The 25,503-nt window shown below is 72.5% G+C and carries 22 protein-coding genes; 19 read left to right on the top strand and 3 right to left on the bottom strand.

Going from position 1 to position 25,503, the window contains the following annotated elements; translation table 11 throughout:
• Positions 1 to 30: 30 nt before the first annotated feature.
• The 9 genes from ACFYT9_RS15155 (at position 31) to ACFYT9_RS15115 (ending at position 9,958) form a co-directional block, all read left to right on the top strand.
• Complete coding sequence (locus tag ACFYT9_RS15155; protein WP_376599974.1) at positions 31 to 819, top strand: enhanced serine sensitivity protein SseB C-terminal domain-containing protein; 789 nt, start codon at positions 31 to 33, stop codon at positions 817 to 819.
• Positions 820 to 1,044: 225 nt separating this feature from the next.
• Positions 1,045 to 2,715, top strand: a complete 1,671-nt coding sequence (locus tag ACFYT9_RS15150; RefSeq protein ID WP_387273001.1) for an ABC transporter substrate-binding protein — start codon at positions 1,045 to 1,047, stop codon at positions 2,713 to 2,715.
• Positions 2,716 to 2,807: 92 nt separating this feature from the next.
• A complete protein-coding gene (locus ACFYT9_RS15145) occupies positions 2,808 to 3,803 on the top strand; it encodes an ABC transporter permease (protein ID WP_376599977.1) in 996 nt (331 codons plus the stop codon).
• Entirely contained in the window at positions 3,803 to 4,762 is a 960-nt protein-coding gene (locus ACFYT9_RS15140; RefSeq protein ID WP_387273005.1) for an ABC transporter permease, read from the top strand. The genes ACFYT9_RS15145 and ACFYT9_RS15140 overlap by 1 nt, the downstream gene beginning before the upstream one ends.
• A 2-nt stretch (positions 4,763 to 4,764) precedes the next feature.
• Entirely contained in the window at positions 4,765 to 5,757 is a 993-nt protein-coding gene (locus tag ACFYT9_RS15135) for an ABC transporter ATP-binding protein (RefSeq protein WP_376599981.1), read from the top strand.
• Positions 5,754 to 6,896 (top strand): ABC transporter ATP-binding protein, encoded by a 1,143-nt coding sequence (locus ACFYT9_RS15130; protein ID WP_389163660.1) that lies wholly within the window; start codon positions 5,754 to 5,756, stop codon positions 6,894 to 6,896. The genes ACFYT9_RS15135 and ACFYT9_RS15130 overlap by 4 nt, the downstream gene beginning before the upstream one ends.
• A gap of 69 nt (positions 6,897 to 6,965) precedes the next feature.
• A complete protein-coding gene (locus ACFYT9_RS15125; RefSeq protein WP_387279088.1) occupies positions 6,966 to 7,643 on the top strand; it encodes a trimeric intracellular cation channel family protein in 678 nt (225 codons plus the stop codon).
• Between the two features lie 23 nt (positions 7,644 to 7,666).
• The gene (locus tag ACFYT9_RS15120) at positions 7,667 to 8,530 is read left to right on the top strand and encodes a thioesterase family protein (protein ID WP_389163656.1); all 864 of its coding nucleotides are present in this window, start codon (positions 7,667 to 7,669) and stop codon (positions 8,528 to 8,530) included.
• A gap of 264 nt (positions 8,531 to 8,794) precedes the next feature.
• Complete coding sequence (locus ACFYT9_RS15115; protein WP_389163653.1) at positions 8,795 to 9,958, top strand: cysteine desulfurase family protein; 1,164 nt, start codon at positions 8,795 to 8,797, stop codon at positions 9,956 to 9,958.
• Between the two features lie 57 nt (positions 9,959 to 10,015).
• Here ACFYT9_RS15115 and ACFYT9_RS15110 read toward each other — a convergent pair whose 3' ends face one another.
• Positions 10,016 to 10,675, bottom strand: coding sequence for an N-acetylmuramoyl-L-alanine amidase (locus tag ACFYT9_RS15110; protein WP_389163650.1), 660 nt, complete (start codon positions 10,673 to 10,675; stop codon positions 10,016 to 10,018).
• A 60-nt stretch (positions 10,676 to 10,735) separates the two neighbouring features.
• Between ACFYT9_RS15110 and mnmA the strand changes: the two genes are divergently transcribed.
• Positions 10,736 to 11,860 (top strand): tRNA 2-thiouridine(34) synthase MnmA, encoded by a 1,125-nt coding sequence (gene mnmA, locus ACFYT9_RS15105; protein ID WP_389163647.1) that lies wholly within the window; start codon positions 10,736 to 10,738, stop codon positions 11,858 to 11,860.
• A gap of 45 nt (positions 11,861 to 11,905) precedes the next feature.
• On the opposite strand, the gene ACFYT9_RS15100 is transcribed toward mnmA, so the two are convergent.
• Positions 11,906 to 12,469: an alpha/beta fold hydrolase gene (locus ACFYT9_RS15100; protein WP_387279096.1), complete on the bottom strand. Its 564-nt coding sequence runs from the start codon at positions 12,467 to 12,469 to the stop codon at positions 11,906 to 11,908.
• Positions 12,470 to 12,586: 117 nt separating this feature from the next.
• Here ACFYT9_RS15100 and ACFYT9_RS15095 point away from each other — a divergent pair, with 117 nt between their 5' ends.
• The 9 genes from ACFYT9_RS15095 to gatB all read left to right on the top strand — a co-directional run bounded on the left by ACFYT9_RS15095 (position 12,587) and on the right by gatB (position 23,188).
• Entirely contained in the window at positions 12,587 to 13,126 is a 540-nt protein-coding gene (locus ACFYT9_RS15095) for a TIGR00730 family Rossman fold protein (RefSeq protein WP_389163643.1), read from the top strand.
• Between the two features lie 7 nt (positions 13,127 to 13,133).
• Entirely contained in the window at positions 13,134 to 13,832 is a 699-nt protein-coding gene (locus tag ACFYT9_RS15090; RefSeq protein WP_376599486.1) for an SDR family oxidoreductase, read from the top strand.
• A gap of 2 nt (positions 13,833 to 13,834) precedes the next feature.
• Entirely contained in the window at positions 13,835 to 14,833 is a 999-nt protein-coding gene (locus ACFYT9_RS15085) for a methionine synthase (RefSeq protein WP_376599487.1), read from the top strand.
• A gap of 33 nt (positions 14,834 to 14,866) precedes the next feature.
• On the top strand, positions 14,867 to 17,068 hold the full coding sequence (gene ligA, locus ACFYT9_RS15080) for an NAD-dependent DNA ligase LigA (protein WP_389163640.1): 2,202 nt from the start codon (positions 14,867 to 14,869) through the stop codon (positions 17,066 to 17,068).
• Between the two features lie 208 nt (positions 17,069 to 17,276).
• On the top strand, positions 17,277 to 19,505 hold the full coding sequence (locus ACFYT9_RS15075; protein ID WP_389163870.1) for a putative bifunctional diguanylate cyclase/phosphodiesterase: 2,229 nt from the start codon (positions 17,277 to 17,279) through the stop codon (positions 19,503 to 19,505).
• A 120-nt stretch (positions 19,506 to 19,625) separates the two neighbouring features.
• Positions 19,626 to 19,922, top strand: coding sequence for an Asp-tRNA(Asn)/Glu-tRNA(Gln) amidotransferase subunit GatC (gene gatC, locus ACFYT9_RS15070; protein ID WP_030750846.1), 297 nt, complete (start codon positions 19,626 to 19,628; stop codon positions 19,920 to 19,922).
• Between the two features lie 2 nt (positions 19,923 to 19,924).
• Positions 19,925 to 21,418 carry an Asp-tRNA(Asn)/Glu-tRNA(Gln) amidotransferase subunit GatA gene (gene gatA / locus ACFYT9_RS15065; protein ID WP_376599489.1) on the top strand — a complete coding sequence of 498 codons (1,494 nt, stop codon included), beginning with the start codon at positions 19,925 to 19,927 and terminating at the stop codon, positions 21,416 to 21,418.
• Positions 21,415 to 21,660: a hypothetical protein gene (locus ACFYT9_RS15060; RefSeq protein ID WP_376599490.1), complete on the top strand. Its 246-nt coding sequence runs from the start codon at positions 21,415 to 21,417 to the stop codon at positions 21,658 to 21,660. Before gatA ends, ACFYT9_RS15060 begins: the two co-directional genes overlap by 4 nt.
• A gap of 16 nt (positions 21,661 to 21,676) precedes the next feature.
• Complete coding sequence (gene gatB, locus ACFYT9_RS15055; RefSeq protein WP_376599492.1) at positions 21,677 to 23,188, top strand: Asp-tRNA(Asn)/Glu-tRNA(Gln) amidotransferase subunit GatB; 1,512 nt, start codon at positions 21,677 to 21,679, stop codon at positions 23,186 to 23,188.
• Between the two features lie 78 nt (positions 23,189 to 23,266).
• Here gatB and ACFYT9_RS15050 read toward each other — a convergent pair whose 3' ends face one another.
• A complete protein-coding gene (locus tag ACFYT9_RS15050) occupies positions 23,267 to 25,363 on the bottom strand; it encodes a protein kinase (RefSeq protein ID WP_389163635.1) in 2,097 nt (698 codons plus the stop codon).
• Between the last annotated feature and the right edge of the window lie 140 nt (positions 25,364 to 25,503).

Below are 25,503 nucleotides of genomic sequence, written 5' to 3'. Positions count from 1 at the left end.
GCCGTACCAGACAGAGGGGCGGAACCCAGGGTGAGCGCGTCAGGCGCGACCGGACAGGTCGAGCACATGCTGCGCCAGGTGGCGCCCGGACGCTACGACGCGTACGAGGGACTGCTGCACGCCCTGGCCGACGGCGAGTTGTACATGCTGCTCTGGCAGGGCTCGGCGGGCTCGCCGGAGGCCCAGTACGGCAACATGGAGGTCGACGGGTACGGCTACGCCCCCTGCGTCACCTCGCCCGGCGAACTCGCCGCCTCCGGCTGGCACCGCTCCCACGAGCGCGTCACCGGCCGCGAGATCGCCCGCGCCCTCTACCCCGAGCGCTGGGGCGTCTGGCTGAATCCGCACGCCCCCGGCGGCGGCGTCGGCATCCCCTGGGTCGATCTGCGCCGGATCGCCACCGGCCTCGACCGGATGCCCGCCGGCCCGCTCCGGGTCTCCGAACCCTCCCTGGAGATCCCGCAGTTCTACGCCCAGCTGACCCAGAACGCGCACCGGACGCCCGCCGTCCGCTCGCTCCGCCGCGGCTGGGTGCAGCCCGCCCTCGGCACCCCGTACCTGGTCATCGGCCTGGACCTGTACGACGGTTCGGCGGCGGCGGTGGACGAGGTGCGGGCGATGATGCGCCAGTCGATCGGCGCGGTGCCCGAGGGGCTGCCCGTCTCGACGGTCGCGCTCTCCGACGCGTACGACCCGGTGGCGCTCTGGCTGAAGGCCCACGCCCGGCCCTTCTACGACCGTGAGGCCCACGGCTCCCCGTCCCAGCATGCGGGATCCCACCGTCCGGGATACGGCTACCCGCCCGCGCAGCACCGCTGACGACCGCCCCGCCCCCACGCCCCGCACTGGCCGAAATTGCTTGCCAGGGCGGGGTTTTGCGTCTACTTGGGCCCGCTCCCGCCGCCGATGTCCGGCATCGGACCGTTTTGGTGAGTGTCCGGGTCTCAGGTTGGTATCACCGCTATGCGGACTGTTCTCTGCCGCGTCACTCGCCAGTAGCGTTCGGCCGGTCAAGACCACACATGGCGACCCAGGGGTGGACCCATGCGCATACTCAATTCCCGGTCGACCCGGGCTCTGACGGCGGCCATCGCGGTCGGCCTCATCGCCACGGGCTGCGCGAGCGACCGGGACAAGGAAGGCAACAAGGGCGGGGCGAAGGACACCTTCGTGTTCGGCGCCCCGGGAGACCCGGCCTCCCTCGACCCGGCCCTCGCGAGCGACGGCGAGACCTTCCGGGTCACCCGGCAGGCCTTCGAGGCGCTCCTGGAGCACGAGCCCGGCGGCAGCCAGCTGGTGGGCGGGCTCGCCGAGAAGTGGTCGAGCAACCCCGAGGGCACCGTCTGGACCTTCAACCTCCGCAAGGGCGTGAAGTTCCACGACGGCGAGGCCTTCGACGCGAAGGCGGTCTGCGCCAACTACGACTACTGGTTCAACTGGAAGGGCACCTACCAGTCGAGCGCGGTCTCGTACTACTGGCAGACCATCATGGGCGGCTTCAAGGCCAACGAGGACAAGGAGACGCCCAAGGCGAACTACAAGTCCTGCACGGCCAAGGACGACGCCACCGCGGTCATCGAGGTCTTCGAGCCCTCCGCGAACCTGCCCGGCGGCTTCTCCCTGAACGCCCTCGCGATCCACTCGCCCAAGGCGATCGCGGAGTACGCGAAGCAGCAGGTCAGCGAGGCCGGCGACGCCATCACGTACCCCAAGTACAGCCAGGAGGCCGGCACGGTCGCCGGCACCGGCCCGTACAAGATCACGAAGTGGAACAAGGGCAACAAGGAAGTCGCCCTGGAGCGCTTCGACGACTACTGGGGCGAGAAGGCCAAGGTGAAGAACCTGGTCTTCCGCACGATCGACACCGAGGACGGCCGCCGCCAGGCGCTCCAGGCCGGCGACATCGACGGCTACGACCTCGTCGCCCCCGCCGACATCAAGACCCTCGAGGGCGCGGGCTTCCAGGTCCCGACCCGTGACGTCTTCAACCTGCTCTACCTCGGTATGACGCAGGAGGCCAACCCGGCACTGAAGAAGCCCGAGGTCCGCCAGGCCATCGCGCACGCCGTCGACCGCGAGAACATCGTCAAGACCCAGCTGCCCGAGGGCGGCAAGGTCGCGACCCAGTTCATGCCCGACACCGTCGCCGGCTACTCGGAGAACGTGAAGAAGTACGCGTTCGACACCGCCAAGGCCAAGCAGCTCCTCGCCGGCGCCGGCGCGAGCAACCTCGCGGTCGACTTCTGCTACCCGACCGAGGTCACCCGCCCGTACATGCCTGCCCCGCAGGACATCTTCGAGCTGGTCAAGGCCGACCTGGAGAAGGCCGGCATCAAGGTCACCCCGAAGCCGAAGAAGTGGAACCCGGACTACGTCGACGCCGTGGAGAAGGGCGGCTGCGCCCTCCACATGCTCGGCTGGACCGGTGACTTCAACGACGGCTACAACTTCATCGGCACCTGGTTCGCCGGGTACGACAAGCAGTGGGGCTTCAAGGACGACAAGGTCTTCAACGCGGTGAAGGCCGGCTCGCTCCAGGGCGACCCGACCAAGCGCACGGACCTCTACAAGGCCGCCAACGAGGCGATCATGGCGTACCTGCCGGGTCTCCCGCTGACCTCCTCCCCGCCGGCCATCGCCTTCGGCAAGAACGTGGTCCCGCCGAAGGTCTCCCCGCTGACGCAGGAGAACTTCGCCGAGGTCTCCTTCAAGTAACACCCCCGTAAGCGGTCCGCCCGGTCACGCGCTCCTGCCGTGACCGGGCGTCCGCGCATCCACCCTCCACACGCAAGAAAGGGGCACGCGGGGTGTTGCGACTCGTCGTACGACGACTTCTCCAGCTCATACCCACCCTGCTCGGCCTGTCGGTTCTGCTCTTCATCTGGCTGAACCGACTGCCCGGCGGACCCGCCTCAGCGATCCTGGGCGAGCGGGCGACCGAAGCCGACGTGGCGCGCATCAACCGCGCGCTGGGCCTCGACCAGCCGCTCTACGTCCAGTACGGACGCTTCCTCAAGCGGCTCCTCGACCTCGACCTGGGCACCTCGGTGCAGACCGGCCAGCCCGTCTGGGACGAGTTCGTCCTGCGCTTCCCCGCCACGGTCGAACTCAGCCTCGCGGCCATGCTCATCGCCACCGTCGTGGGCATCCCGCTCGGCTACATCGCCGCCCGCAAGCGCGGCGGCTGGATCGACGTGGCCTCCGTCTCCGGCTCCCTCATCGGCATCTGCATCCCGGTCTTCTTCCTGGCGCAGCTCCTCAAGGGCGCGTTCGGCGGGATCTTCGGCACCTTCGGCCGCCAGTCCACCGGCATCGACGCCACCAGCGTCACCGGCTTCGCCGTCCTCGACGGCGTGCTCACCGGCGAACTCGACGCCGCCTGGGACGCCCTCATGCACCTGGTGCTGCCCGGCATCGCCCTGGCCACCATCCCGCTCGCGGTCATCGTCCGCATGACCCGCGCCAGCGTCCTGGAAGTGCTCGGCGAGGACTACATCCGCACCGCCGAGTCCAAGGGCCTGGAGCGCCGGGTCGTCCGCGTCCGGCACGTCCTGCGCAACGCGCTGCTCCCCGTCGTCACCGCCATCGGCCTGCTCACCGGAAGCCTGCTCTCCGGCGCGGTGCTCACCGAGTCCGTCTTCACCTTCGGTGGCATCGGCTCCTTCATCCGGACCGCCATCGACGCCCGCGACTACCCGGTGCTCGTCGGCTTCATCATGTTCATCGCCATGATCTACGTGCTGATCAACATGCTCGTCGACCTCGCCTACAGCGTCATCGACCCGAGGGTGCGGGTGCACTGATGAGTCTGATCACCACCACGTCGAAGATCGACCGGCTCGCCCAGCTCACGGCGAAGACCGAGACCGCCAGCGGCGCCAGCCTCTGGCGCGAGGCGCTGCGCCGGCTGCGCGCCAGCAAGATGGCCATCATCGGCGGCGTCATCATCGCCGGGTTCGTCCTGCTGGCGATCATCGGCCCCTGGATCGCCCCGCACGGCCCCTCCGAACAGACCTGGCGCGGAGAGGTGTTCTCCAACCGCGGCGAGTTCGTCGGCGCGCGCGGCGAGAACTGGTTCGGCCTCGACCACCTCGGCCGGGACATGTTCTCCCGGATGCTCGTGGGCGCCCGCCAGACGCTGCTCGTCGGTGTCGTCTCCATGCTCATCGGCCTGCTGATCGGCGCCGTCGTCGGCATCCTGTCCGGCGCCTGCGCGACCCTCGGCGGGAAGGCCGGCCGCCGGATCGACGACGCGATCATGCGCGTCACCGACATCCTGCTGGCGCTGCCGTCGCTGCTCCTCGCCGTCTCCGTCGCCGCCGTGATGGGCCAGTCGCTCACCACGGTGATGATCGCCGTCGGCGTCGTGCAGATCCCGGTCTTCGCCCGGCTGCTGCGCGGCTCGATGCTCGCCCAGGGCGGCAGCGACTACGTGCTCGCCGCCCGCTCGCTCGGCATCCGCAAGCGGCGGATCGTGCTCACCCAGATCCTGCCGAACTCGCTGAGCCCGGTGATCGTCCAGGCGACGCTCAGCCTCGCCACCGCCATCATCGAGGCCGCCGCCCTCTCCTACCTCGGACTCGGCAACCCCGACCCGTCCGTCCCGGAGTGGGGCGTCATGCTCTCCGCGGCCCAGCGCTTCTTCGACAACGCGCCGATGATGTCGATGTACCCCGCGGTCGGCATCGTCATCACCGCCCTCGGCTTCACCCTGCTCGGCGAGGCCATGCGCGAAGCCCTCGACCCGAAGCTGCGAGGCTGACCATGCCACTGCTCACCGTGGACGAACTCACCGTCACCTTCGGCGGCCGCGGCCGCAAGGACGTCCGGGCGGTCAACGGAGTCTCCTTCAGCGTCGACCAGGGCCAGGTCGTCGGCCTCGTCGGCGAGTCGGGGTGCGGCAAGTCCGTGACCTCGCTCGCCCTCATGGGACTGCTGCCCCGCAAGGGCGTCACCCTCGGCGGCCGCGCCGACCTCGACGGCACGGACCTCCTGTCGCTCTCCCCGTCGAAGATGCGCGACCTGCGCGGACGCGACATGGCGATGATCTTCCAGGACCCGCTCTCCTCGCTGAACCCGGTCATCCCCATCGGAGTCCAGGTCACCGAGATCCTCCAGCGCCACCGCGGCCTGAAGGGCGAGGCCGCCCGCAAGGAGGCCGTGCACCTGCTCGACCGGGTCGGCATCCCCGACCCGGACCGGCGGCTCAAGGAGTACCCGCACCAGCTCTCCGGCGGCATGCGGCAGCGCGCGCTCATCGCCATGGCGGTGGCCTGCGCCCCCCGCCTGCTCATCGCCGACGAGCCGACCACCGCGCTCGACGTCACCATCCAGGCCCAGATCCTCGAACTCCTCAAGGAACTGGTCGACCAGGAGGGCACCGCGCTGCTGATGATCACCCACGACCTGGGTGTCGTCGCCGGCCTCTGCGACCAGGTGAACGTCCTCTACGCCGGCAAGGTCGTCGAATCGGCGGGCCGCCGCGAGCTGTTCGCCCACCCGACGCACCCGTACACCCACGGCCTGCTCGGCTCCATCCCCCGGCTCGACGCCCCGCGCGGCGAACCGCTCCACCCGATCCGCGGGTCCATCAACGACCAGATCGCCTGGGCCGACGGCTGCGCCTTCGCCCCCCGCTGCGACCGGTACGAGATGGAGTGCCTCACCGGCACGCCCGAACTGACCGAACCGCGCGCGGCCGGCCACGGTGCCCGCTGCGCGAACCCGGTCCTCGCCACGACGGAGGTACCGGCATGAGCCTGCTCGAACTCGACGGGGTGAAGGTCCACTTCCCCGTCAAGAAGGGCATCCTCTTCGACCGCACGGTCGGCCACGTCTACGCCGTGGACGGCATCTCGCTGAAGGTCGAGGCGGGCCAGACGTACGGCCTGGTCGGCGAGTCGGGCTGCGGCAAGACCACGCTCGGGCGGGCCGTGCTGCGGCTCGTCGACGTCACCGACGGCTCCGTCGTCCTCGACGGCACCGACGTGGCCAAGCTGCCGGAGCGGGAGCTCCGCTCCTTCCGCCGCCGGCTCCAGATGGTCTTCCAGGACCCGCTGGGCAGCCTCAACCCGCGCCAGAACATCGAGTCGATCCTCAGCGAGGGCATGGCCGCGCACGGGATCGGCGCGAACCAGGACGAGCGCCGGGAGCGGATCCGGGAGATCCTCGCCAAGGTGGGCCTGCCCGCCAACGCCCTCTCCCGCTACCCGCACGAGTTCTCCGGCGGCCAGCGCCAGCGCATCGGCATCGCCCGCGCGCTGGTCCTGGAGCCCGACCTGATCATCTGCGACGAGCCGGTCTCCGCGCTCGACGTCTCGATCCAGGCCCAGGTCATCAACCTGCTCGAAGAGCTCCAGGAGTCGATGGGCCTGACCTACCTGGTCATCGCCCACGACCTCGCCGTCGTCCGGCACATCTCGGACGTCATCGGCGTGATGTACCTCGGCTCCCTCGTCGAGGAGGCGCCGAGCGACACGCTGTACGAGGAGCCGCTGCACCCGTACACCCGCGCGCTCATGTCGGCCGTGCCGGTGCCCGACCCGGAGGTCGAGGAGCGGCGCGAGCGGATCCTCCTCCACGGCGACCTGCCCTCCCCGGCCAACCCGCCGGCGGGCTGCCGCTTCCACACCCGCTGCCCGTGGGCGCAGCCGAAGTGCTCCGAGGAGCGCCCGGAACTGAGCGACGTGGGCGGCGGCCACAAGGTGGCCTGCCACTTCACCCGGGAGATCCAGGACGGCACGCTCGCCCCGGCGGGCGGGTCGGCCGTCGTGGTGATCCCGGCCCAGGCGGAGGCGCCGGGCGCGGCTCCGGAGGTGGCTCCCGACGCGGCCTCCGACGTGGCTTCCGACGTGAAGAAGGCTCCGGAGGCCGAGGACGCGCCCGAGGGCAAGTAGCGCACCCGGAGAGGGTCCGGCCGCCGTGTGGCGGCCGGGCCCTTTCCGAACACACGGCACAATTGGCCGGTGCTCCACGATCTGTTCAGCCCGTCGGTCCAACACACGCTCGACCTCGTCGGCATCTTCGTCTTCGCCATCTCCGGCGCCCTCCTCGGCGTCCGGAAGAACTTCGACGTCTTCGGCATGGCCGTGCTCGCCGAGGTCACCGCCCTCGGCGGCGGGCTGCTGCGCGACCTCATCATCGGGGCCGTACCCCCGGCCGCATTCACCGACCTCGGCTACTTCCTGATGCCGCTGGTCGCCACCGTCCTCGTCTTCTTCCTCCACCCCGAGGTGGAGCGCACCCAGACCGCCGTGAACGTCTTCGACGCGGCCGGCCTCGGTCTCTTCTGTGTGACCGGGACGACGAAGGCGTACGACTACGGACTCGGCCTCACGTCGTCCGCGGCGCTCGGCCTCGCCACCGCCGTCGGCGGCGGCGTGCTGCGCGACGTGCTCGCGAACGAGGTGCCCTCGCTGCTCCGCTGGGACCGCGACCTGTACGCCGTGCCCGCGATCGTCGGCTCGGCCATGGTCGTCCTGTGCATCCGCTTCGACGTCCTGAACGCCTACACCAGCGGTGCGGCGGTGCTCACCGCCTTTCTGCTGCGGCTGCTCGCGATGCGCTACCACTGGCGGGCGCCGCGCGCCTGGAACCGCCGCTCGTCGGCCCGCGAGGAGCCCGAAAAAGCTACCGCTCAGTAGTTTCCTGCGGTACCGTCGGCCGTATGAGCACGAGCACCGAGACGAGCCCCGCCGCCGACGCCGCGGTGCTCAGCGAGTTCGACCGGGACACCGCCGTCACCCTCCGCGAGCCGGGTGTCTACGACGCGGAGCTCTCGGCCGGCTGGACGATCATCCACGCCGTCAACGGCGGCTATCTGCTCGCCCTGCTCGGCCGCGCCCTCGGCGACCACCTGCCGCACTCCGATCCGTTCACCATCTCGGCGCACTACCTCACGCCGTCGGCGCCCGGACCCGCGGTCATCAGGACCGAGACCGTCCGCACCGGCCGGACCCTGTCCACCGGCACCGCCTCGCTCTACCAGTTCGCCGAGGACGGCACCGAGGTCGAGCGGATCCGCGTCCTCGCCTCCTACGGCGACCTCGACGCCCTCGCGGACGACGTCCGCACCAGCGCGGTCCCGCCCGCCCTCGCGCCGATCGACCAGTGCTTCAGCGCCTCCGACGGCCCGGCCCCGCCGATCCCCGGCTCCTCCGCCATCACCGACCGCCTCGACCTCCGTCTCGACCCCGCCTGCGTCGGCTGGGCGATCGGCGCCCCCTCCGGTAAGGGCGAGATGCGCGCCTGGTTCGGCCTCGCCGACGGCCGTGAGCCCGACGCGCTCTCCCTCCTCCTCGCCGTCGACGCCCTGCCGCCGACCGCCTTCGAGCTGGGCCTCAAGGGCTGGACCCCGACCGTGGAGCTCACCGCCCACGTCCGCTGCCGCCCCGCCCCGGGCCCGCTGCGGGTCTCCATCACCACCCGCAACCTCGCCGGCGGCTTCCTGGAGGAGGACGCCGAGGTCTGGGACGGCGCCGGCCGGCTCGTCGCCCAGTCCCGCCAGCTCGCCCGCGCCCCGCGCGGCTGATCGCCGGCACGCCACGTCTCCGGCGGCCGTACGGTCGCCGGGCGGTACGGACCCGGTGAACGCGGGTCACCGGGCGGTACGGACCCGGCGGCCGTACGGGGACGGCGGGCGCCACGGACCGGCGGCCGTACGGGACGCAGGGCGGTACGGATCAGGCGTCCGTACGGGACACCGGACGCCGCGGACCCGCCCGGGCCGGTCGCGCGGGCCGTCGGCCGGGCTCGTCGAGGGAGCCGCCGGCCGGGCTCGTAGAATCGACCCACCATGGCTTACCTCGACCACGCCGCGACCACGCCCATGCTTCCCGAGGCGATCGAGGCGATGACCGCCCAGCTCGCCGTCACGGGCAACGCCTCCTCCCTGCACGCCGCCGGCCGACGGGCCCGGCGGACCGTCGAGGAGGGGCGCGAGACCCTCGCCGCCGCGCTCGGCGCCCGGCCCAGCGAGGTGGTGTTCACCTCCGGCGGCACCGAGGCCGACAACCTCGCGGTGAAGGGCCTCTACTGGTCCCGCCGCGACGCCGAACCCCGCCGTACCCGCGTCCTCGCCAGCCCCGTCGAGCACCACGCCGTCCTCGACGCCGTCGACTGGCTCGCCGGCCACGAGGGCGCCACGGTCGAGTACCTGCCGGTCGACACCCACGGCCGCGTCCACCCGGACGCGCTGCGCGAGGCGATCGCCCGCGACCCGGAGTCCGTCGCCCTCGCCACCGTGATGTGGGCCAACAACGAGATCGGCACCGTCATGCCGGTCCGCGCCCTCGCCGACACCGCCGCCGAGTTCGGCGTCCCGCTGCACGCCGACGCCGTCCAGGCCGTCGGCCAGCTCCCGGTCGACTTCGCCGCCTCCGGGCTCGCCGCCATGACCGTCTCCGGCCACAAGATCGGCGGCCCCTACGGCATCGGCGCCCTGCTGCTGGGCCGCGAGCACACCCCCGTCCCCGTGCTGCACGGCGGCGGCCAGGAGCGGCACGTCCGCTCCGGCACCCTCGACGTCCCCGCCGTCGCCGCCTTCGCCACCGCCGCCCGCGCCGCGGCCGACGGGCAGGAGGCCTTCGCCCGCGAGATCGGCGCCCTGCGCGACGCCCTCGTCACCGCCGTCCGTACGGCCGTCCCCGACGCGATCCTCGGCGGCGACCCGGTCGACCGGCTCCCCGCCAACGCCCACTTCACCTTCCCCGGCTGCGAGGGCGACTCCCTGCTCCTCCTCCTGGACGCCGCCGGCATCGCCTGCTCCACCGGCTCCGCCTGCACCGCCGGCATCGCCCAGCCCAGCCACGTCCTCCTCGCCACCGGCACCGACCCCGACCTCGCCCGCGGCACCCTCCGCTTCTCCCTCGGCCACACCTCCACCGAGGAGGACGTGCGAGCCGTCGCGGACGCCATCGCCCCCGCCGTGGAACGCGCCAGGACCGCCGGCCTCAGCTGAGCCTTTCTTCCTGATCCCGCCCGGTCCGAAAGGACCGGCCCGGACCGCCGCCGCGGATCAGGCCGGGAGCTTCGCCCGCTCCCGGCGGACCAGCTCCATGTACCGGTCCCAGTCCCAGTGCGGGCCGGGATCGGTGTGGTCGGTGCCCTCGACCTCCGCGTGCTCGATGATGTGCTCCCGGTCGACCGGTATCCCGTGCCGCGCGCAGATGTCCGCCGTCAGCCGCGCCGACGCCTCGTACATGGCCTTCGTGAAGTCCTTCGGCCGGTCCACGAAGCCCTCGTGCTCGATGCCGACGCTCCGCTCGTTCATGTCCCTGTTGCCCGCGTGGTAGGCCACGTCGAGCTCCCGCACCATCTGCGCCACCCGCCCGTCCTTGCCGACCACGTAGTGCGTGGCGGCCTCGTGCAGCGGGTTCCTGAAGACCTTCAGGGCGGTGGCGTAGCTGCCCTGCACCACGTGGATCACCACCCGGTCGATCCGGTAGTCGTCCGGCCGGTCCGCCCGCCGCGAGTTCGCCTGGTGCGCCGCCGTCCACGCGGCCGCCCGGTAGTCCAGCTCCCCGTCCACCCGCGGCTTCTCCATCCACGGCAGCCGCCACCAGGCCCGCGCCAGCTCCTCGCGCGCCAGCACACCCGTACCCACGACCGCGACCCCGCCGCCGATCAGCACGGCGCGCCGGCCGACGCCCCGCTTCTTCCCGTTCTCGCTCCCCATGCACCCCAGAACGCCGGTCCCGGCCGCACGGTTCCCGCCGACCCGTACCCTGGTAGGGCTATGACTCAGACTCCGCGCCCCCTCCGTGTCCTCGCCGCCATGTCCGGCGGAGTGGACTCCGCCGTCGCCGCCGCCCGAGCCGTCGAGGCCGGGCACGACGTCACCGGCGTGCACCTCGCGCTCTCCGCGAACCCGCAGTCCTTCCGCACCGGAGCCCGCGGCTGCTGCACGATCGAGGACTCGCGCGACGCGCGCAGGGCCGCCGACGTCATCGGCATCCCCTTCTACGTGTGGGACCTCGCCGAGCGCTTCCGCGCCGACGTCGTCGACGACTTCGTCGCGGAGTACGAGGCCGGCCGCACGCCCAACCCCTGCCTGCGCTGCAACGAGAAGATCAAGTTCGCCGCCCTGCTCGACAAGGCGCTCGCCCTCGGCTTCGACGCCGTCTGCACCGGCCACTACGCCACCGTGGTGCTGACCGAGGACGGCAGCCGCGAGCTGCACCGCGCCTCCGACATGGCCAAGGACCAGTCGTACGTGCTCGGCGTCCTCGACGAGCAGCAGCTCGCCCACGCGCTGTTCCCGCTCGGCGACACCCTCACCACCAAGGACGAGATCCGGGCCGAGGCCGAGCGGCGTGGCCTCGCCGTCGCCAAGAAGCCCGACAGCCACGACATCTGCTTCATCGCCGACGGCGACACCCAGGGCTTCCTCGCCACCCGCCTGGGCAAGGCGGAGGGCGACATCGTCGACGAGTCCGGCACCAAGCTGGGCACCCACGAGGGCGCCTACGGCTTCACCATCGGCCAGCGCAAGGGCCTCCGGATCGGCCACCCGGCCGCCGACGGCAAGCCCCGCTACGTCCTCGACATCTCGCCCGTGAACAACACGGTCACCGTCGGCCCCGCCGAGGCCCTCGACGTCACCGCCCTCACCGCCATCAAGCCCCGCTGGTGCGGCACCGCCCCCGAGGGCCCCGGCCGCTACACGGCGCAGCTCCGCGCCCACGGCGGCGAGACGCCGGTCGACGCGGCCCTGGAGGACGGCGAACTGAAGGTCACCTTCGACGAGCCCGTCCGCGGCGTCGCCCCCGGCCAGGCGATCGTCCTCTACGACGGCACCCGCGTGGTCGGCTCGGCGACGATCGCGACGACGGTACGCCGCGCCGCCCCCGCCACCGCCTAGCGGGAGCGGGCGGGGGAGCGGGCGTGGGCGGGGGAGCGGTCCGGCTCACACCGCCTCGGACGACTCCGCCACGAACTCCGCGAGCACCGGCGCCAGCACGTGCGGCGCCACTTCGTGGGTCTGGCCCGTGAGCGTCCGGTGCCGGGCCCGGGGCAGCAGCGCCGACAGCTCCCGGGCCGCCCGCCGCACCGGCGCGGGGCTCGCGCCCCCGTCGACCACCAGCACGCGCGCGTGGACCTCCGGAAGGGCCCCGAGAGCGTCGCACGACGGCTCGAAGACCGACACCGCCGCCACCGGCAGCCCCGCCGCCGCGGCCGCCAGCGCCAGCGCGCCGCCCGCCCCGCTGCCGTGCACCGCCGCGCCGGGCCCCGCCGCCGCCAGCACCGCCGCCAGGTCCTCCCACTCCCGCTCGGGCGCGTGGCCGCGCCCCCGGCGGTCGTACACCAGCACGCGGAGGTCCCGGGCCAGCAGCCGCGCCAGCGGCGCCTCCCCGGCCCCCGCCCCCGGCGCCCCGCTCACCAGCACCACCGCGGGCCCGTCCCCGGCCCCGTACCGCCCGTACGCGATCGTCGTCCCGTCCCGCGACACGACCGTCCTCACCTCGTCCATGGCAGGGCAGACCCGCGCCTGGGCCGGAACTCATCGCCGCACCCGGGGATTTCCCGAAGAATCTTGGAAACCGCAGGTCAGGGAAGTCCGAAAAGGCTCGTGGCCTACGGTGGCGGCATGAACATCTGCGTCTTCCTCTCCGCCGCCGACCTCGACGAGCGGTACACCGCCCCCGCCCGCGAGTTCGCCGGCCTCCTCGGCAAGGCCGGCCACACCCTCGTCTGGGGCGGCTCCGACACCGGACTGATGAAGGTCGTCGCGGACGGCGTGCAGGAGGCCGGGGGCCGGCTCATCGGCGTCTCCGTCGACTTCCTCGCCGCCAAGGCCCGCACGAACGCCGACGAGATGACCGTCACCCGGGACCTCGCCGAGCGGAAGGCCCTCCTCCTCGCCAAGTCCGACGCGATCGTCGTCATGGTCGGCGGCACCGGCACCCTCGACGAGGCCACCGAGATCCTGGAACTGAAGAAGCACGCGAAGCACACCAAGCCCGTCGTCATCCTCAACACCGCCGGCTTCTACGACGGCCTCAGGGCCCAGTTCCAGCGCATGGAGACCGAAGGCTTCCTCCCCCGCCCCCTCACCGAACTCGCCTTCTTCGCCGAGGACGGGGCGACGGCCCTCGCCCACCTGGAGAGCGAGATCGCCGCCCGCTGATGGGACCATGGTGACCATGGCTACTCATGTGATCACCGGGGCCGGCTCCGGCATCGGCGCCGCCGTCGCGCGGCGGCTGCACGCGCGCGGGGACGAGCTCGTGCTGCACGCGCGCGACGCGGGGCGCGCCAAGGAACTGGCGGCCGGGTTCCCCGGCGCCCGCACCCTCGTGGGAGACCTCGGCGACCCGGACCGGCTCTCCTGGGCGTTCTCGCACCAGAGCCTGCCCGACCGCGTCGACTCGCTGCTGCACATCGCCGGCGTCGTCGACCTCGGCACCGTGGGGGAGCTGACCCCCAAGGCATGGCACCACCAGCTGAACGTCAACCTGATCGCCCCAGCCGAGCTGACCCGGCACTTCCTGCCGCAGCTCCGCCTCACCCAGGGCCACGTCCTCTTCGTGAACTCCGGCGCCGGACTGAACGCGCACGCCGAGTGGAGCGCGTACGCCGCCTCCAAGCACGGGCTGAAGGCGCTCGCCGACTCGCTGCGCCACGAGGAGCACGCCCACGGCGTCCGGGTCACCTCCGTCTACCCGGGCCGCACGGCCAGCCCCATGCAGGCCAAGGTGCACCAGCAGGAGGGCAAGGAGTACGACCCGGCGAAGTGGATCGACCCCGAGTCCGTCGCGACCACGATCGTGATGGCCCTCGACCTGCCGCGCGACGCCGAGGTCAACGACCTGACGGTCCGTCCGGGGCGATGACGATGAACGACAGCGCCCAGTGGGGCCCCGCCACCGGCGTCGGCTCGCTGCCCGGCGGCGACGCCCGCGAGGCCGCCAGGACCGTCACCGGCTCCTTCGAGGACTTCCCCTTCCTCGCCGAACTCCCCGCCCGCGGGCCCGGCGCCGACATGATCGGCCGCACCCTCGGGATGCTCGTCGACCTGTACGCGCACGTGGAGCCCAGCGGCTGGCGGATCAGCGACCGGCCCGGCCGCGACACCCGCCGCGCCCGCTCCTGGCTCGGCGAGGACCTCGACGCCCTGGAGGAGTTCACCCAGGGCTACGAGGGCCCGCTCAAGGTCCAGGCCGTCGGCCCGTGGACCCTCGCCGCCGCCCTCGAACTCCGCGGCGGCGAGGCCGCCCTCGGCGACCCCGGAGCCTGCCGCGACCTCGCCGCCTCCCTCGCCGAGGGCCTGCGCGAGCACCTCGCCGACGTCGCCAAGCGCGTCCCCGGCGCCCGGATCGTGCTCCAGCTCGACGAGCCCTCGCTCACCGCCGTCCTCCTCGGACAGATCCGCACCGCCAGCGGCTACCGCACCCACCGGGCCGTCGACCGGCAGGTCGTCGAGGCCGCCCTGCGGGACGTGATCGCCGCCCACGACGGCCCCGTGACCGTCCACTCCTGCGCCCCCGGCGTGCCCTTCGCCCTGCTCCGCAGGGCCGGAGCCGCCGGCGTCTCGTTCGACTTCGGGCTGCTCACCGAACGTGACGAGGAGCCCATCGGCGAGGCCGTGGAAGCCGGGACGAAGCTCTTCGCCGGTGTGGTGCCCTCCACCGACACGGCATTGTCGGACCCGGGCGGTAGCGTCATGGGTGTCAGGACGCTGTGGCGCAGGCTGGGGCTGAATCCGGGGACTCTCGCCGAGTCCGTGGTCATCACCCCCACGTGCGGGCTCGCGGGCGCCTCGCCCGCCTACGCCCGGGCGGCGCTCGCCCACTGCGCCCGGGCGGCGAGATCGCTCGCGGACAACCCAGAGTGACCGGGTTCTGAAGGCACGGGAGGACGGACGAAGGTGGCAGTCGAACAGGGGGCCCTGCCCGGTGAAGAGGCGGTCGTGCCCTCCGAGGCACGCGAGAAGCACGCCGAACTGGCCGAGCAGGTCGAGGAGCACCGCTTCCGGTACTACGTGAAGGACCAGCCGGTCGTCAGCGACGCGGACTTCGACCGGCTCCTGCGCGCCCTGGAGGCGCTGGAGGAGGAGTACCCGGAGCTGCGCACGCCCGACTCGCCGACCCAGAAGGTGGCCGGGCAGTACGAGACCGAGTTCACCGCCGTCGAGCACCGCGAGCGCATGCTCTCGCTGGACAACGCCTTCGACGACGAGGAGCTGGCCACCTGGGCCGAGCGCGTCGCCCGGGACGTCGGCACCCCCGACTTCCACTTCCTGTGCGAGCTCAAGGTCGACGGCCTCGCCGTCAACCTCACCTACGAGCACGGCCGGCTCACCCGCGCCGCCACCCGCGGCGACGGCCGCACCGGCGAGGACATCACGCCCAACGTGCGCACGATCGCCGACATCCCCGAGCGCCTCCGCGGCGACCGGATCCCGGATCTCGTCGAGATCCGGGGCGAGGTCTACTTCCCCATGGAGGCGTTCGAGGCGCTCAACGCCCGCCTGGTCGAGGCCGGCGACAAGCCCTTCGCCAACCCGCGCAACGCGGCCGCGGGCTCGCTGCGCCAGAAGGACCCCAAGGTCACCGCCACCCGCCCGCTCCACATGGTGGTCCACGGCATCGGCGCCCGCGAGGGCTTCGACATCGCCCGCCTCTCGGAGGCGTACGGGCTGCTGCGCGAGTGGGGCCTGCCCACCTCCACGCACAACAAGGTCGTCGGCTCCCTGCCCGAGGTCCGCGAGTTCATCGCGTACTACGGCGAGAACCGGCACTCCGTCGCCCACGAGATCGACGGCGTCGTCGTCAAGCTCGACGAGATCCCCCTCCAGGGCCGGCTCGGCTCCACCGCGCGCGCCCCGCGCTGGGCGATCGCGTGGAAGTACGCGCCGGAGGAGGTCAACACCAAGCTGGTCGACATCAAGGTCGGCGTCGGCCGCACCGGCCGCGTCACCCCGTACGCGCAGGTGGAGCCCGTCACCGTGGCCGGCTCCGAGGTCGAGTTCGCCACCCTCCACAACCAGGAGGTGGTGAAGGCCAAGGGCGTCCTCATCGGCGACACCGTGGTGCTCCGCAAGGCCGGCGACGTCATCCCGGAGATCCTCGGCCCGGTCGTCGACCTGCGGGACGGCACCGAGCGGGAGTTCGTGATGCCGGCCGAGTGCCCCGAGTGCGGCACGGCGCTGAAGCCGATGAAGGAGGGCGACATCGACCTCCGCTGCCCGAACGCCCGGACCTGCCCCGCCCAGCTCCGCGAGCGGCTCTTCTTCCTCGCCGGCCGCCAGTGCCTGGACATCGAGAACTTCGGCGCCGTCGCCGCCGCCGCCCTCACCCGGCCCCTGGAGCCGGCCGAGCCGCCGCTCACGGACGAGGGCGACCTCTTCGACCTCACCATCGAGCGGCTGCTGCCCATCAAGGCGTACGTCCTCGACGCCGACTCCGGGCTGCCCAAGCGGGATCCGAAGACCGGTGAGGAGAAGATCGTCACGGTCTTCGCCAACCAGAAGGGCGAGCCGAGGAAGAACGCGCTCGCGATGCTGGCGAACATCGAGGCCGCCAAGACCCGCCCGCTCGCCCGGTTCATCAACGGCCTCTCCATCCGCCACGTCGGCCCCGTCGCCGCCGAGGCGCTGGCCCGCGAGTTCCGCTCCCTGGAGCGGATCGAGCAGGCCACCGAGGAGGAGCTGGCCGCCGTCGACGGCGTCGGCGGGATCATCGCCGCCGCCGTGAAGCAGTGGTTCTCCGAGGAGTGGCACCGCGAGATCGTGCGGAAGTGGCGCGCCGCCGGCATCACCCTGGAGGACGAGGGCGCCGGGGAGGACGAGGGACCGCGCCCGCTGGAGGGCCTCACGGTCGTCGTGACCGGCACCCTGGAGCAGTTCACCCGGGATGGCGCAAAAGAATCCCTCCAGAGCCGCGGAGCGAAGGTCACCGGTTCCGTTTCGAAGAAGACGAGCTTCGTCGTCGTGGGGGAGAACCCGGGCTCCAAGTACGACAAGGCCATGCAGCTGAAGGTTCCGGTTCTGGACGAGGACGGCTTCAGGATCCTGCTCGAACAGGGTCCCGAGGCCGCCCGCGAAGCCGCACAGCCGATCGAGGAGTAACCGCCGGTCACCCCTCTCCGGCCCCCGGAAGCTCACCCGTTCGGCGCATACCAGATCGTTACGGGTGGCCAGGTCGCATTCGGGCAAGAGAGGGAGAGCGCTGCCCCTCGGCGCCCTCGGCGGCCTAGTGTGGTGACCGTGCGTCTCGTCCCGCACCGCCGCGCGAGGGTTCTGCGCGGCCGTGCGCCAGGACGAACGGCCCCGCGCCCTGCGCCCCGCCCCTCGAAACCGGCGGGGCGCACCAGCGGAAGCCGGACGCCACCCGGGCCGCCTCGCCGCGGCCCATCGGACAGCGACGGCACCGCCGCCTGTGAGAGGGACGGGAATGGAACCGCCCGAGAGTGCCGCCCCGGTGCCACGGCCGCGCGGCCGGGTGCTCCCCGCGGGCTTCACCGGACTGCCCGCCGCCGTGGTGGGCACCGCCGCCGCCGTGCTCGTCACCGGGCTCCAGCGCGCCCTGAGCACCGGCGACCCGCTCTTCCCGGGCGGGGTCCCCGGCTGGTCCCTCGCCGTCCTCACCGGCCTCATCGTCGGCCACCTCGTGGCCCTCGGCCGCGAGCGCTGGTGGGGCGGCACCGGCTCCGGCGCCGCCCTCACCCTCGCCGTCCTCCTGCTGTACGGCTGGGTGCCCGCCGGGCTCGTCTCGCTCACCGTCGTCGTCCTCGTCAGCGCCGCCCGCCGGCACCGCTGGCGGCAGGGCCTGCTGCACGGCGCCGCCGACATCCTCGGCGTCGGCGCCGCCGCGCTCGTCCTCGCCGTCTTCGACGACGTCCCCAGCGTCACCGACCCGTGGCACCCGCTCGACTGGGGGATCGCCGACGTCCCGGAGGTCGTCCTCGCCGCCGGCGTCTACCTCCTCGCGACCCGGCTGCTGCTGTGGTACACCCTCGCCCCGCCCGGTCGCGGCCTGCCCACCGTCGCCCGCACCGCCCTCCTGAGGCAGGGCCTGGTCGCCGTCGCCCTGCTCGGCATCGCGCCGCTGATCTGCGTCGTCGCCGCGGCCTTCCCGATCCTCCTGCCCCTCTTCGCGATCCCCCTGATCGCCCTCGACTCCACCCTCTGGATCGCCCGCGCCCGCGCCGAGGAACAGCTCCGCGACCCGCTCACCGGCCTCCCCAACCGCCAGTGGCTGCTGGAGCGCACCTGGACCGCCCTGGAGGACGCCGAGGGCGAGCAGGCGCGCGCCGCCCTCGTCCTCATCGACCTCGACCGCTTCCGCTCGGTCAACGACACCCTCGGCCACCTCGCCGGCGACCGGCTCCTCCTCCAGATCGCCGAACGGCTCCGGCTCGCCCTGCCCCGCGGCGCCGAGGCCGCCCGGCTCGGCGGCGACGAGTTCGCCGTCCTGCTCCCCGTCGCCGACTCCACCACCAGCGCCCAGCGGGTCGCCCGCCACCTCGTCGCCGCCCTCTCCTCCCCGCTCGACCTCGACGGGCTCACCCTCGTCCTGGAGGCCAGCGCGGGCGTCGCCGTCTACCCCGACCACGCCGGCGACGCCGAGGGCCTGCTGCGCCGCGCCGACGTCGCCATGTACCAGGCCAAGCGGGACCGCACCGGCGTGGAGGTGTACGAGTCCAAGCGCGACTCCAACACCCCCGACCGGCTCGGCCTCCTGGGCGACCTGCGCCGCGCCCTCGACGCCGGCGAGGTCGAGCTCCACTACCAGCCGAAGGTCCGCTTCGACGGCCAGGTCGCCGGCCTGGAGGCCCTCGTCCGCTGGGTCCACCCCGAGCGCGGAAAGGTTCCACCGGACGAGTTCATCGCCATCGCCGAGTCCTCGGGCCTGATGCCGCACCTCACCGAGTACGTCCTGGAGACCGCCCTCGCCCAGGTCGCCCGCTGGCGCGCCCAGGGACTGGAGGTGCCCGTCGCCGTCAACGTCTCGCCGCGCGACGTCCACACCCCCGGCTTCGCCGGCGCCGTCGCCGCCCGGCTCGCCCGGCACGGCGTACCGGCGGGCTCGCTCCAGCTGGAGATAACGGAGCACGTCCTCCTGGAGGACCCCCAGCGCGCCGCCGACACCCTCAACGGCCTCACCGGCCACGGCGTCAAGATGTCCCTGGACGACTTCGGCACCGGCTACTCCTCCCTCGTCCACCTCCGCCGGCTCCCGGTCAGCGAGCTGAAGATCGACCGCTCCTTCGTCGCCCGGCTCGCCGTCGACACCGAGGACGCCGAGATCGTCCGCTGCACCGTCGACCTGGCCCACTCCCTCGGCCTGCTGGTCGTCGCCGAGGGCGTCGAGGACGACGAGACCTGGGAGAGGCTGCGCGACCTGGGCTGCGACGCCGTCCAGGGCTGGCTGGTCTCCGCCGCGATGCCGCCCGCCGAGACCACCGCCTGGCTGCTCGCCCGCGGCGAGCACGGCTGGCGCAGGGCCGCCGAGACCGCCCCCGTGATCGAGCTGGACCCGGCCCCCGGACACGTCGTGCAGTGACCGGTGCGGGGCGGCGGCGGGCGGTCCCGGGGCCGGCCCGGGCCGACCGTTTCACGGGGAGCGGTGCGGGCCCCATAGGATTGGGCCCACATCATCAGACTCACCCCAGAGGATCGCTGCATGCCTGGCATCACGCGCGAGGAGGTCGCACACCTCGCTCGGCTGGCGCGTCTGGAACTCGCCGAAGAGGAACTCGACCACTTCGCCGGTCAGCTCGACGACATCATCGGCGCGGTCGCCCGCGTCTCCGAGGTCGCCGAGCAGGACGTACCGCCGACCTCCCACCCGCTGCCGCTGACGAACGTCATGCGCGCGGACGAGGTCCGTCCTTCGCTCACCCCCGCGCAGGCGCTCTCCGGCGCCCCCGCCCAGGAACAGCAGCGTTTCAAGGTGCCGCAGATCCTGGGGGAGGACTGACCATGACGGACATCATCAAGCTCACCGCCGCCGAGATCGCCGCGAGGATCGCCTCGGGCGAGCTCACCGCGGTCGAGGTCACCGAGGCCCACCTGGCCCGCATCGAGGCCGTGGACGAGAAGGTCCACGCCTTCCTCCACGTCGACCGCGAGGGCGCCCTGGAGCAGGCCCGCGCCGTCGACGAGAAGCGCGCCCGCGGCGAGAAGCTCGGCCCGCTGGCCGGCGTCCCGCTGGCCCTCAAGGACATCTTCACGACCCGGGGCGTGCCCACCACGGTCGGCTCGAAGATGCTCGAAGGCTGGATCCCGCCGTACGACGCGACCCTGGTCAAGCGCCTCAAGGCGGCCGACGTGGTCATCCTCGGCAAGACCAACATGGACGAGTTCGCCATGGGGTCCTCCACCGAGAACAGCGCCTACGGCCCGACCGGCAACCCCTGGGACCTCACGCGGATCCCCGGCGGCTCCGGCGGCGGCTCCTCGGCCGCGCTCGCCGCCTTCCAGGCCCCGCTCGCCATCGGCACGGACACCGGCGGCTCGATCCGCCAGCCCGCAGCCGTCACCGGCACCGTCGGCGTCAAGCCGACCTACGGCGCGGTCTCCCGCTACGGCATGGTGGCCTTCTCCTCCTCCCTCGACCAGGGCGGCCCCTGTGCCCGCACGGTCCTGGACGCGGCCCTGCTGCACGAGGCGATCGCCGGCCACGACCCGCTCGACTCCACCTCCGCCGACCTGCCGGTCCCGCCCGTGGTCGAGGCCGCGCGCAACGGCTCGGTGGCCGGGATGCGCGTCGGCGTCGTCAAGCAGTTCCGCGGCGAGGGCTACCAGGCCGGCGTCATGCAGCGCTTCGACGAGTCCGTCGAGCTGCTGAAGGAGCTGGGCGCCGAGATCGTGGAGCTGGACTGCCCCAGCTTCGACCTGGCCCTGTCGGCGTACTACCTGATCGCGCCGTCCGAGTGCTCGTCCAACCTGGCCCGCTTCGACGGCCTGCGCTACGGCCTGCGGGCCGGCGACGACGGCACCCGCTCCGCCGAGGACGTCACCGCCCTGACCCGCGAGGCCGGCTTCGGCCCCGAGGTGAAGCGCCGCATCATCCTCGGCACCTACGCGCTCAGCTCCGGCTACTACGACGCGTGGTTCGGCTCGGCCCAGAAGGTCCGCACCCTCATCACCCGCGAGTTCGAGAAGGCTTTCGAGCAGGTCGACGTGATCGTCTCCCCGACGACCCCGACCACCGCCTTCCCGATCGGCGAGCGCGCCGACGACCCGATGGCGATGTACCTCGCGGACCTGTGCACCATCCCGACCAACCTGGCCGGAAACGCCGCCATGTCGCTGCCCTGCGGCCTGGCACCGGAGGACGGTCTCCCGGTCGGGCTGCAGATCATCGCCCCCGCCATGCAGGACGACCGGCTCTACAAGGTCGGTGCCGCCGTCGAGGCCGCCTTCGTGGAAAAGTGGGGCCACCCGCTGATCGAGGAGGCTCCGTCGCTGTGAGTACCAGTGCACTGCAGAAGGCCAAGGGCTTCAAGAAGTCCAGGACCGGCACGTACCTGTCCATGGGCACCACCGCGTTCGGCGCCGTCGCCGTGACGAAGCAGATCAAGAAGGCCCGCGCCGACCACGACACGCTGAAGCTCGTCGACGCCGTGGTGTCCGCCGCCGCCATCGTCACCGGCCTCGCGATCCTGTACCGCGAGCTGAAGCGCCTCGGCGACGACGACGTCCTGCTGGGCTGAGAGGGAAAGTTCCACCGTGACTGTCACTGAACTGCTGTCGTACGAGGCCGCACTGGCCTCGTTCGACCCCGTCATGGGCCTGGAGGTCCATGTCGAGCTCGGCACGCGGACCAAGATGTTCTGCGGCTGCTCGACCGAGCTGGGCGCCGAGCCCAACGCGCAGACCTGCCCGACCTGCCTCGGCCTGCCCGGCGCGCTGCCGGTCGTGAACGAGATCGGCGTCGAGTCCGCCATCAAGATCGGTCTCGCGCTGCACTGCGAGATCGCCGAGTGGTGCCGCTTCGCCCGGAAGAACTACTTCTATCCGGACATGCCGAAGAACTTCCAGACCTCCCAGTACGACGAGCCGATCGCCTTCAACGGCTACCTGGACGTCCAGCTGGAGGACGGCGAGGTCTTCCGCGTGGAGATCGAGCGCGCCCATATGGAGGAGGACACCGGCAAGTCCACCCACATCGGTGGCGCGACCGGCCGCATCCACGGCGCCTCGCACTCGCTGCTCGACTACAACCGGGCCGGCATCCCCCTCATCGAGATCGTCACCAAGCCGATCGTCGGCGCCGGAGAGCGGGCCCCCGAGGTCGCCAAGGCGTACGTGGCCGAGCTGCGTGAGCTGATCCGTGCCCTGGGCGTCTCCGAGGCGCGCATGGACAAGGGCCAGATGCGCTGCGACGTCAACCTGTCGCTGATGCCGAAGGGTTCCGAGACCTTCGGCACCCGCTCGGAGACGAAGAACGTGAACTCGCTCCGCTCGGTCGAGCGGGCGGCGCGCTTCGAGATCCAGCGCCACGCGGCGGTCCTGGAGTCCGGCGGCACGATCGTGCAGGAGACCCGTCACTTCCACGAGGACGACGGCTCCACCACCTCCGGCCGCATCAAGGACAACGCCGAGGACTACCGCTACTTCCCGGAGCCGGACCTGGTCCCGGTCGCCCCGGCCCGCGCGTGGGTCGAGGAGCTGCGGAAGGGCCTGCCCGAGCTGCCGCGCGTGCGCCGCAACCGGCTGCGCGAGGAGTGGGGCGTCTCCGAGCAGGAGATGCAGTCCATCCTCAACGCGGGCGCGGTCGACGCGATCGTCGCCACCGTCGAGGCGGGTGCCGACGCGGCCTCTGCCCGTAAGTGGTGGATGGGCGAGCTGGCCCGCAACGCCAACGAGAAGGGCGTCTCCCTGGAGGAGCTGCCCATCACCCCGGCGGACGTGGCCCGGGTCTCGGCCCTGGTCGCCGGCGGCGACCTGAACGACAAGCTGGCCCGCCAGGTCATCGAGGGCGTCCTCGCCGGCGAGGGCACCCCGGACGCGGTCGTCGAGAAGCGCGGTCTGAAGGTCGTCTCCGACGACGGCGCGCTCGGCACGGCCGTCGACGAGGCCATCGCGGGCAACGCGGCCATCGCGGACAAGATCCGCGGCGGCAAGGTCGCGGCGGTCGGCGCCCTGGTCGGCGCGGTCATGAAGGCCACCCGTGGCCAGGCCGACGCGGCGAAGGTCAAGGACCTCATCCTGGAGAAGCTGGGCGTCAGCGAGGGCTGACCCCGGTCTCGGGAACGAGCACGGGAAGGGCCCCGCACCGGAATTCCGGTGCGGGGCCCTTCCCGTTCCCGATCCGGGTCAGCGCTTCAGCATCGGGGCCGCGATCACACCGTTGCCTGAGTCCGTGCAGGTCTCCTCGATCTTCAGGCGCAGCCGCAGGGCACCGCTGATGTCCAGGGTCTCGGTGATCGGCTTGCCCAGCCGGACGGTCTCGTTGAAGAGGGCCGGCTTGTCGTCGACGGAGATCACGACCCGCGCGGTCTCGACCTTGGAGCCGTCGTCGACGCCCGCCGTGAACTCGAAGGTCTTCCACTCCCGGTTGAGGTCGTACTCGACATAGGCGCCGTAGTAGCAGTCGCCGATCAGCGCGGAGCCGTGCTCCTTGGTGTTGATCTTGGCGCTGCCGACCTCGAAGTTGTCGGGCTCGCTGACCGAGGCGAGGGTGGTCAGGTCGGCCTCGGTCGCGTCCGGCACGGAGCCGGGGTCGACGGTCGGGGTGCCGCTCGCGGTCGGCTCCTCCGGGGTCGGTTCCGGGCTCGGCGACTCGGTGGTCGGCTCCGTCGTCGGTTCCTCCGTGGGCGCCTCCGTGGTGGGTTCCTCGGTGGGCGTCTCGGAGGTGGCCGGGGCGGAGGAGCTCGCGCCGGCCGCCTGGTTGTTCTTCGTGTCCTTCGCGTCGCGGTCGCCGAGCAGCTGGATCCCGACCACCGCGAGGACGGCGATCAGGAGGACTCCGGCGACGGCGCCGATCAGCGGGCCCTTGCGGCGCTTGCGCGGTGCGGGCGACCGCTGCGGCCGGGGGCCGGTCGGCCCGCCCGGACCGCCGACGGTGGACATCCCGGCCGTCGGCGGCCCGTACCCCTGGCCGCCGTGGCCCGGTCCGCCGTACGTCGGTACGCCGGCGGTCGGCGGCCCGTACGCGCCCTGCCCGGCGTCGTAGCCCGCCGGGGCGGCCGGGACGGGCGCGGGCGCGCCGAAGCCCGTCGGGGCGGTGTCGGCGGGCACCGGAGCCGCGGGAGCGGGAGCGGGAGCCGGAACCGGGGCGGGCGCGGGGGCCGGCGGCTGGGACGCCGGGGGCTGCGGCGCGGAGTCCTGGGGTGCCGCGTCCTGAGGCGTGACGTCCTGTGGTGCGGAGTCCTGTGGTGCGGCGTCCTGGGGCGCCACGGACGGCGCCTCGGTCGGCGGGGGCCCCACCGGCGGGGCCTTCGGGACCGGCGGCACGGCCGGGGCGCCGGCCGGGCGGGGCGGGACCGCGTCCTGCGGTGTCGCCGGGCGGGAGGTGGTCGTGGTGGAGACCACCCCGTGCCGGACCTCCTTGACCCACGACGACAGCGACAGCGGGCGCTTGTCCGCGTCGGCCGCCGTGATGGCCAGGACCTTCCTCCGCTGGTCGGCGGGGAGCCCGGCGATCTGCGGGACGCCGGCGAAGGCGGCCGCGAGCTGCTCGGGCGTCGCCGGCGGGGACTGGCCGCTCAGCAGGAAGTAGGCGATGGCGCCGAAGGCGTACCGGTCGGTGGCCGGCGTCCGCTTGCCCTCGAAGATCTCCGGTGCCGCGTACCCGGGCGTGAACCAGACCTCGGCGGTCTGGTGGTCGGCGGTCAGCTTGCTGAGGCCGAAGTCGACGAGGGTGGCCTGGCCGTGCTCGTCGACCATCACGTTGCCCGGCGAGAGGTCGCCGTGGACGACGGTCCGCCCCGACGGCGTGGCCTTGCCGGAGTGCAGCCAGTCGAGGACGTCCGCGAGCTGTTCGAGCGTCCGCATGACCTCGCGCCGCTCGGCGGGGGTCGCCAGGGTCCGCTCGGCGCGCCAGTCGCGCAGATCGAGGCCGTCGACGTGGTTCATGACGAGGACGAGGGCCCGGCCGGTGAGGGTGGCGGACTCGCCGGGCGCGTGGATGGGCGAGCCCTGGAAGTGCTCCCGCACGCCGACGACGCCGGGACGGCTGACGAACCGCAGCAGCTCGGCCTGCTCGTTCCACTTGCGGCTGACCCGCTCGAAGATCTCCGGCGTGATCGTCGTCTTGGAGTCCAGGACCTTGACGACGACAGGTTCGGTACCGCCCGCGAGCTCGATCTCGGCGAGATAGAGCACCGCCTCCCCACCGCGTCCGATGGAACGCAGCAACCGATAGCGGTCCGGTGCGGAGTCAGGCCCGATGTGGTGTGCCGACTTGCTCAACTTTCCCCCAAGGCACAGTGAATGACAGGAAGTCAGCTTGCCGTCCGGCCACCACCGTGGTCAACCGGAGAAACCCCGCCCGACAGAGGCGGATCCCGCACTCGCACGGAAGTCCACGAATGTTCGCGGAAGCGCAGCCG

The organism is Streptomyces sp. NPDC004435, from assembly GCF_042873895.1.
In the GTDB taxonomy this organism is placed as follows: domain Bacteria; phylum Actinomycetota; class Actinomycetes; order Streptomycetales; family Streptomycetaceae; genus Streptomyces.
The sequence above is the reverse complement of the archived record's forward strand: the minus strand, read 5'-3'. Positions and strand labels throughout refer to the sequence as shown.